Here is an 8,632-nt window from a genome sequence, read left to right as displayed (position 1 = left end):
CTTTCAATTCATTTGCATATTTCCGGTGGAAGGCCGAGCCGGCGAAGAGGCTGAGATTCATCGCGCCGAAATCGTGGCGGAAGCCGGGAAGGGTGAATTCGCGCGTCTGGACGGCGCCGCCGATTGCCGCGCCGCGCTCGAAAACCCCTGTTTTCCAGCCTTTGAGCGCCAAATGCGCAGCGCATGCCAGACTGTTGTGGCCCGCCCCGACAAAGATGGCGTCGAACTCGCTCACGCCCCGTCCCCATTTCCTTTATGCTTAAAGATAATTGCAGATGCATATGTTTTCGTCTAGTAGGATATTAAGGGCCGAGACGAGCCTTGATCATCACACGAAAGAGGGAACTTCAAACCATGGACACGCAAAAACTCCTCGGCGAAGTCGCCGGCCAGCTTCTTTCAGGCGCCATCAAGGTGGTCGACCTGTCGGCGCCGCTCGGGCCGGACACGCCGTTGATCAAGCTGCCGCCGGAACTCGCCGTCGACACGCCGAAGGTCGAGATCCACAACATCTCCCGTTACGACAAGAACGGTCCGTGGTGGGCCTGGAACTGGCTGAAGCTCGGCGAACATTCGGGCACGCATTTCGACGCGCCGCAGCACTGGATCAGCGGCAAGGATTATCCGGACGGCGCCACCGACACCATTCCGGCGCAGAATTTCGTCGGCCCGGTCAATGTCATCGACTGTTCGAAGGAAGCCGCCGCCGACCCCGATTTCCTGCTCACCGTCGACCACATCAAGGCCTGGGAAGCCAAGCACGGTGCGATCAATGCCGGCGAATGGGTGGTGATGCGCACCGACTGGTACAAGCGCAACGGCTCGGAAGCCGAGTTCCTCAACGCCAACGAGACCGGTCCGCACACGCCCGGCCCGACGGCCGAAGCCATCCAGTTCCTGATCAGTAAGGACATCAAGGGCTGGGGCTCGGAGACGATCGGCACCGATGCCGGCAAGGCCGGTGGCATGGAGCCGCCATTCCCGGCGCACACGCTGATGCACAAGGCCAACCGCTACGGTCTCGCCAGCCTTTGCAACCTCGACCAGCTGCCGCCGAAGGGCGCCATCCTGATCGCGGCGCCGCTCAAGATCGAGCACGGCACCGGCAGCCCGATTCGCGCGCTGGCGCTGGTGTCGAAGCAATAAAGCGAGGTGGGTCTTCGGGAGAAGATCATGCGAGAAGGCGAAACCGGGTTGATGGCAGGTAGAGGGTGGCAGGCTTGTAGCGCTAGCGCCCTACGGCGCCCCCCTCTGTCCTGCCGGACATCTCCCCCTCAAGGGGGGAGATTGGCCTTCACAATGGTTTTCGCCAATCTGCGACGTTGCAGGATTGAGTGGGGCGCCGAAGCTGCCAATCTCCCCCCAAGAGGGGGAGATGGCCGGCAGGCCAGAGGGGGGCGCCGTAGAGCGCAATTCCACGCGATTGAACTCCACTGCCCGCAAGCAAAGAGCAACCGCCAATGACCGCCCCCGATCACATCATCGTCGGCAGCGGCATCAACGCGCTGGTCTGCGCGGCGATGCTCGGCGGCAAAGGGGCGCGTGTGCTCGTCCTGGAGCGCAACGACCGCATTGGCGGTTGCTTGCGCACCGAGGAGATCACCGCACCCGGCTTCATCCATGATGTGATGGCGACGACCTTCGTGCTGTTCATCACCTCGCCGGCCTTTGCGGCACTGGGCGCCGATCTCGCGCGCCACGGGCTGGAGTTCTGCCACACGGGCACGCCGACGGGCGTGCTGCGGCCGGATGGCAGCCATGCCGTGCTCAGCACCGACCGTGCCGCCAACATCGCCGCCCTCAACGCAATCGCGGCAGGCGACGGTGACCGGCACGCGGATGATGTCGGCGGCATCGAACGCAATGCCGGCCTGCTGTTCGGCTTGCTCGGCGGCAGCCTGTGGTCCTACCCGACAGCGAAGCTGCTTGCCGGTGATGGCTGGCGGCGTGGCCCGCGCGGCCTTGCCGCCTTCCTCGGCGAAGCTCTGGTGCCGGCGCGCGGCTGGCTCGAAAACACCTACCGGTCCGAAACCATCCGCGCGCTGTGGGCACCCTGGGTACTGCATGCCGGGCTTGGACCCGAGGACGCCTTCTCCGGCCAGATCGCCAAGGTGATCGCCTTCGCACTTGAGGCGGCCGGAGCACCGATCGTCAAGGGTGGGGCAAAAAACCTGCTGGCGGCCTTCGAGGCTTTGATTCGGGAACGCGGCGGCGATATCCGCACCGGCGCCGATGTCGCTTCGATCGTTCAAAACAATGGCCGGGCAACCGCCGTGCGGCTGGCCTCGGGCGAGACAATCAATGCCGACAAGAGCGTCATCTGCTCGGTTACGCCAACGCAGCTCTATGGCAGGCTGCTTGGCACGGATGCACCCAAAGCCGATGTCGAGGCGACGCAAAAGTACCGCTACGGCAAAGGCAATTTCCAGATCCACTACGCCTTGGACAAACCGCCCGCATGGCCGGGCGAAGGCTTGGATAAGGTGGCGTTGCTGCACCTCACGCCCGGCCTGGATGGCGTCTCGAAAGCTTGCAACGAGGCGGCGCGCGGCATGCTGCCGGAGGTGCCGACCATCTGCGTCGGCCAGCCGCACGCGCTCGACCCGTCGCGCTGCCCGGAGGGCAAGGCGATCCTGTGGCTGCAACTGCCAGAGGCGCCTCGCCACATCAAGGGCGACGCGGCCGGCAAGCTGCAGGCGCCGGCAGACGGGCAATGGACCGATGTGCTGCGCGAAGCCTATGCCGACCGCATTGAGGCGATCCTCGCCAGCCATATCGAAGGCTTCAAGGACAGCGTCATCGCGCGCCGCGCCTATTCGCCGGCCGATCTGGAGGCGATGAACATCAACCTGGTCGGCGGTGACCCCTATGGCGGTTCCTCGACCATCGACCAGTCTTTCCTGTGGCGGCCGTTCAAGACCAGCCGCAACCATCAGACCGGCATCAAGGGTCTCTACCATATCGGCGCCTCGACCCACCCGGGTGCGGGTCTCGGCGGCGGTTCCGGCTTTCTCCTGGCGGGGAGGCTGTGATGGAAGAGAAGGTCGCGGAAAAGCGCCAGCGCATTTCGACCCTGGGGCAGATCGGGCTGCAGCAATTCGCGCCCTATCTGATGAACCGCATCATGGGCCGCTACAACGCCACCTTGCGCGACGATTTCCGCAAGCAGGGCCTGACCATCCCGCAGGTCCGCACGCTCGCCGTGCTGTCGGTCACCGACGGTATCACCGTCAACGACCTCTCGGTCTATACGGTCATCGAGCAATCGACCTTGAGCCGGACCCTCGATACGCTGGAGGGCCAGGGTCTGGTGCGACGCGAGCAGGGTGTCACCGACAGCCGAATCCGCCATGTGTTCCTGACCGACGAGGGCCGCGCCGAGTTCACCCGCGCCTGGCCGGCCATGCACGACGCGTTCGAAGCGATGTTCGACGACATCGACGATGCCGAATATTCCGCGCTCATCGCCACGCTTTTGAAGATGCTGAAGAACATTCGCAAGCACGACATCTAGACCTACGCGCCGCCAGCGCTGGCGGTAACGGAAGGGAGAAAAAGAATGGCCGAACGGTCTTTTGCCAGGGAAGTCGAAAAACTCAGGCTCGGTGCCGGCGAGGAGTTTGCCGGCGAAGGCATTCTCGCCATCACCAAGGCGCTGCTGCAATGCGGCGTCGGCTATGTCGGCGGCTATCAGGGCGCGCCGATCAGTCACCTGATGGACGTGCTGGCCGACGCGCAGGACATTCTGGGCGAGCTCGGCGTGCATTTCGAAGCCAGCGCCTCGGAAGCCACTGCCACCGCCATGCTGGCGGCGTCAGTGCATTATCCCATTCGCGGTGCGGCGACCTTCAAGTCGACCGTCGGCACCAATGTTGCCTCCGACGCGCTGGCCAATCTCGCCTCCGGCGGCGTCACCGGCGGCGCGCTGATCATCGTCGGCGAAGACTATGGCGAGGGCTCCTCGATCATGCAGGAGCGCAGCCATGCCTTCGCCATGAAAAGCCAGGTGTGGCTGCTCGACCCGCGACCCAATCTGCCATCGATCGTCAAGGCGGTGGAGGATGGTTTCGAGCTGTCGGAGATTTCCAACACGCCGGTCATGCTGCAGGTGCGCATCCGCTGCTGCCACGTGCATGGCCATTTCATCGCCAAGGACAACAAGCGGCCGCCGATGACGGTCGCCGATGCCCTCGACGCGCCGCGCCGCGACACCGGCCGCATCGTGCTGCCGCCCGCCTCCTTCCTGCATGAGAAGGAGAAGGTGCAGAAACGCTGGCCGGCGGCGGTCGACTTCATCGCCAAGAACAAGATCAACGAGTTCTTCGGCTCGGACCATGGCTCGGTCGGCATCGTCATGCAGGGCGGCATGTACAATTCGGTCATCCGCGCGCTGCAGCGGCTCGGCCTTGCCGACACCTATGGCGACACCGACGTGCCGCTCTATGTGCTCAATGCCGTCTATCCCTTGATCGACGACGAGTTCCTGTCGTTCTGCGAGGGCAAGCAGTCGGTGCTGGTCGTCGAGGAAGGCCAGCCCAACTACATCGAACAGGCCTTTGCTTCGATGCTGCACAAGGCCGGTCGAGGCACCAGGCTGGTTGGCAAGGAGCATCTGCCGATGGCCGGCGAATATACCGGCCAGGTCATGCTCGACGGCATCGGCGCCTTCCTGCGCGCCGAGGCGCCGCATCTGCTGCCGGGCGAGGTGCGCGCGCCCAACAAGGTCGGCGACGGCGTTGATGCAGCCGACCTCATCAATGTCGTGCCGGGCCGTCCGCCGGGCTTCTGCATCGGCTGCCCGGAACGGCCGATCTTTGCCGCGACAAAACTGGTCGAGCAGGAGCTCGGCAAGCATCACATCGCCTCCGACATCGGCTGCCATCTGTTCTCGATCATGCCGCCTTTCGAGCTCGGCGCCACCACCATGGGCTACGGGCTGGGCCCGGCCTCCGCCTCGGCCTTCAATTCGCCTGATGCCAAGCGGCGGTCCATCTCCTTCGTCGGCGACGGCGGCTTCTGGCACAACGGCCTGACCTCCTCAATTGGCAACGCGGTGTTCAACAAGAACGACGGCGTCATCGTCATCGTCGATAATTTTTACTCGGCCGCCACCGGCGGCCAGGACATCCTCTCATCCCGCGCCGGCAACAAGACCAAGTCGACGAAGCATCCGATCACCGAGGCGGTCAAAGGCATGGGCGTCAAATGGCTGCGCCATGTCGACCGCACCTATGACGTGACCAAGATGCAGGACACGCTACGCGAGGCGCTGACGACGGAGGAGAAGGGGCCGAAAGTCATCGTCGCCTCGTCCGAATGCATGCTCAACCGCCAGCGCCGCGAAAAGCCGCTGGTCGACAAGGCGATCAAGGGCGGGACCCGTGTCGTGAAACCGAAGTTCGGCGTGGATGAGGACATCTGTACCGGTGACCATGCCTGCATGCGGCTGTCCGGCTGCCCATCGCTGTCGGTCAAGTCGCTCGACGATCTTTTGCGCGACGATCCGGTCGCGCATATCGACCAGAGTTGCGTCGGTTGCGGCAATTGCGGCGAGGTCGCCGATGCGGCGGTGCTCTGCCCGTCCTTCTATCGCGCCGACGTCGTCCACAATCCAAGCCGCTGGGATCGCTTCCTGGAAGCGGCGCGCCGCGCCACCATCAGCCTGTTGCAGCGTCGCCGCGAAAGCCGGCGCCTGACTTTCGCCGATGCTTGACGCCGTCCCCCCACTTCGCGCCCACGCCAGCGCTCAGGATGGTGAGCGTGTCATCAAGCTCGCCGTGCTGGCGGTCGGCGGCCAGGGCGGCGGCGTGCTCGCCGATTGGATTACCGATGTCGCCGAGCGCAACGGCTATGTCGCGCAGTCGACCTCGGTCGCCGGCGTCGCCCAGCGTACCGGCGCCACCATCTACTATGTCGAGATGGCCCGCGACACCGGCCGGCTGCCGGTCTTTGCGCTGTCGCCCTCGCAAGGCGACGTCGACATACTGATCGCGGCGGAGTTGATGGAAGCCGGCCGCGCCATCATTCGCGGCTTCGTCACGCCCGAGCGCACCACGCTGATCGCCTCCTCGCACCGCATCGCCGCCGTGTCGGAAAAGATCGAGCCGGGCGACGGCCGCGCCTCGTCGTCCAAGGTGCATGCAACGGCGGAGGCCGCATCGAAGCGCTTCATCGCCTTCGACATGGAGAAGATCGCCGCCGACAATGGCTCGATGATCTCGGCCAGCCTGCTTGGCGCGCTGGCGGGGTCGGACGCGCTGCCGTTCACGCGCGAAAGCTACGAGCAGGCGATCGGCGCGGGTGGTCGGGGCGTCAAGGCCAGCCTTGCTGCCTTCGGTGCCGCGTTTGATCGTGCGCGCGGCACGGCAGCACCGGCGCCTAGGCCGGCCGAGCCAGCGATCGTCGAATCTGCCCTGGGCGCCGGACAGGTGAGTGGCCCGCGAAACCTGCTGCAAGGCTGGCAGGCCTTGGCTGCCCGCATCGATCTGTTGCCGGTGGCCGTGCGCGATATGGCGCTTCGAGGCTTGAGAAAGGTCGTCGACTATCAGGACATCGCCTATGGGCGCGACTATCTCGACCGGTTGGACAAGGCCGTCGCGCTGGACGGGCCGATTCAGGGCTACGGCTTGTCCATCGCTGCCGCCAAGCATCTGGCCAACGCGCTGTGCTACGACGACATGATCCGCGTCGCCGATCTCAAGACACGTTCGACGCGCGACAAACGCGTGCGCCGCGAGGTCGGCGTCAAGGATGGCTCGATCCTGCAGGTGACCGAATATTTCCATCCGCGCATCGAGGAGTTCTGCGGCACGCTGCCGGCGGGTCTGGGCAGCTACATCGAAAACCGGCCGAAGCTCGCCGCCTTTCTCGATCGTCGCATCAATCATGGCCGCCGCATCCGCACCGACAGTTTTGCCGGCTTTGCCGCTCTGTGGTTCATCGGCGGCCTGCGTCGCTGGCGCCGCAGCCTGCTGCGCCACAAGGTCGAGGTCGCTCATCTCGATGGCTGGTACGCGCTGGCGCTCGACCATGTGCCCCAGGATTACGCACTGGCCGTCGAAATCCTCAACTGCCGCCGGCTGATCAAGGGCTACAGCGACACCCATGTCCGGGCGCAGTCGAAATTCGACCGGGTGCTGTCCGCGCTCGACATGGTCAAGGGCCGCACCGACGCCGCCGACTGGATCCGCCGCCTGCGCGAGATCGCGCTGAAGGACGAGAAGGGCGACATGCTGGACGGTGCGCTGAAGACCGTGGCGACGCTGGGGCCGGATACGATAGACTGATTTAACGGGCATCCACCGATTGGAGCGGCGCCAGCCCATGCAGCGGCACCGCTTCCGGGAACAGATGCAGCAGGCCTGTATCGACGCGCCGGCGCAGATGCGCATCGACCTCCGCACGATCCTGACAACCATGGAACCTGCCGCCGCAATGGTCGCGCAGGCGCACGAGATCGGCCATGACAGGCGACATCGGCAGGCCGGCGGCGTCGAGCAGGCTTGCGCTGAGGAAGCCGATGTCGAGCGGGGCCAGGTCAGGCATCGGATGGCGCAAAGGATGGTTGAAGGTGGTGAGCGTGTAGAAAGTGCGATAGGCAAGCGAGCCAGGGGTCGCCAAGGCGTCGTCCCCGGCGATCGCCTCGACGAACGGCTTGGTCGCCGACGACTGGTGATCGCCGAATTCGAGCACCACGGCGCCGCGTTCACCGGCATCCGCTTGCCTCTTGTCGAGGAAATCCTGGAAATCGCCGCGCGCTACCGCCATCCGGCGCAGATACTCATTGGCTTGGAAATCGCCCGAGAAAGGCTCGCCCTCGACCTTCAGCCCGGGCTCCATCCGCCCCTCATAGGGTGAGTGCGGAAACATGGTCTGGATTTCGAGGAACAGCGGCCGGCCGTCTTCCCTATGGTGCCTGGCGATGAATGCCTCGGCCGCCTGGTAATAAAAGTTGTCGCGCAGGTGATAGAAGGGCGCGGCGATGTCCTTGATGTCGAGCACGGTCTCGAAACCGATCGATTTCAGGAACGGCCCTTCATTGACGAACGAAAAGTCCATCGGCGTCATCACGACAGTCCGATATCCGCAGCGCGCCAGCACCTCCGGCAAGGCTCCGGCGACCTTGTCCTGCAGGGTGATGGTCAGATAGGGGCTTCGCCAGCCGAAATCGGTGGCCGACAGGCCGGTCATCAGCGACAGATTGGTGATCCAGGTGCCGCCGCCAAACGTCTCGACCTGCATCTGGTGCGGCGTGCCGGCCCCCGGTGCGAATCTCTGCAGGAATCCCGCGCCGTTGCCGACCTGCGGAAAATAGCCGGGATCGGACTGGCTTTCGCTGAGCACGAAAAAGACGTCGGGAAGATCAGCCCGGTCGCCGCAATCGACCGTGTCGGCAAAAGGCGGCTGCGGCGCCACGGCTTGCAGCCGCTTTTCGAAGCCCGATTCTACAACGAGGTTGTGCAAATCCAGCAGCGAGACGAAGAAGGCCGACATGTGCCGGCCCTGCATGTAGTAGAAATAGCGGTCCTTCGAGGCCTCGGCCGGAAAGGTCAGCGGCACCAGAACGACGGGCGCCGCCATGACCAGGACGCGTGCCGACACCGGCCAGCCGATTTTCCGATCGATCCGGAAC

At 64.6% G+C, this 8,632-nt stretch carries 7 protein-coding genes; 5 read left to right on the top strand and 2 right to left on the bottom strand.

Features of this window, described 5'->3' with window-relative positions; translation table 11 throughout:
• Positions 1–235 (bottom strand): NAD(P)-binding protein (locus EN884_RS15675; RefSeq protein WP_164895021.1); only part of this gene is annotated, 235 nt, incomplete at its 3' end.
• Between the two features lie 119 nt (positions 236–354).
• Between EN884_RS15675 and EN884_RS15670 the strand changes: the two genes are divergently transcribed.
• From EN884_RS15670 to EN884_RS15645, 5 genes are all read left to right on the top strand, one after another.
• A complete protein-coding gene (locus EN884_RS15670; RefSeq protein ID WP_063169953.1) occupies positions 355–1,146 on the top strand; it encodes a cyclase family protein in 792 nt (263 codons plus the stop codon).
• 314 nt (positions 1,147–1,460) lie between these two features.
• The gene (locus tag EN884_RS15660) at positions 1,461–3,032 is read left to right on the top strand and encodes an NAD(P)/FAD-dependent oxidoreductase (RefSeq protein ID WP_063169954.1); all 1,572 of its coding nucleotides are present in this window, start codon (positions 1,461–1,463) and stop codon (positions 3,030–3,032) included.
• Entirely contained in the window at positions 3,032–3,514 is a 483-nt protein-coding gene (locus tag EN884_RS15655) for a MarR family transcriptional regulator (protein WP_013527967.1), read from the top strand. The genes EN884_RS15660 and EN884_RS15655 overlap by 1 nt, the downstream gene beginning before the upstream one ends.
• A gap of 45 nt (positions 3,515–3,559) precedes the next feature.
• Entirely contained in the window at positions 3,560–5,713 is a 2,154-nt protein-coding gene (locus tag EN884_RS15650) for an indolepyruvate ferredoxin oxidoreductase subunit alpha (protein ID WP_063169955.1), read from the top strand.
• Complete coding sequence (locus EN884_RS15645) at positions 5,706–7,286, top strand: indolepyruvate oxidoreductase subunit beta family protein (RefSeq protein ID WP_063169956.1); 1,581 nt, start codon at positions 5,706–5,708, stop codon at positions 7,284–7,286. The genes EN884_RS15650 and EN884_RS15645 overlap by 8 nt, the downstream gene beginning before the upstream one ends.
• 1 nt (position 7,287) lies before the next feature.
• Here EN884_RS15645 and EN884_RS15640 read toward each other — a convergent pair.
• Positions 7,288–8,632, bottom strand: a 1,345-nt coding sequence (locus EN884_RS15640) for a sulfatase-like hydrolase/transferase (protein ID WP_128360617.1), incomplete at its 5' end; no start/stop codon positions are given.

It is taken from the genome of Mesorhizobium sp. M7A.F.Ca.AU.001.01.1.1 (assembly GCF_004022735.1).
Lineage (GTDB): Bacteria > Pseudomonadota > Alphaproteobacteria > Rhizobiales > Rhizobiaceae > Mesorhizobium > Mesorhizobium ciceri.
This window is presented reverse-complemented; position numbering and strand designations above follow the sequence as displayed.

Excerpts from the sequence above, each read along its gene's own strand:
- EN884_RS15650 (WP_063169955.1), top strand. The coding sequence starts at position 3,560 with ATGGCCGAACGGTCTTTTGCCAGGGAAGTCGAAAAACTCAGGCTCGGT.
- EN884_RS15645 (WP_063169956.1), top strand. The coding sequence starts at position 5,706 with ATGCTTGACGCCGTCCCCCCACTTCGCGCCCACGCCAGCGCTCAGGAT.
- EN884_RS15670 (WP_063169953.1), top strand. The coding sequence starts at position 355 with ATGGACACGCAAAAACTCCTCGGCGAAGTCGCCGGCCAGCTTCTTTCA.
- EN884_RS15655 (WP_013527967.1), top strand. The coding sequence starts at position 3,032 with ATGGAAGAGAAGGTCGCGGAAAAGCGCCAGCGCATTTCGACCCTGGGG.
- EN884_RS15660 (WP_063169954.1), top strand. The coding sequence starts at position 1,461 with ATGACCGCCCCCGATCACATCATCGTCGGCAGCGGCATCAACGCGCTG.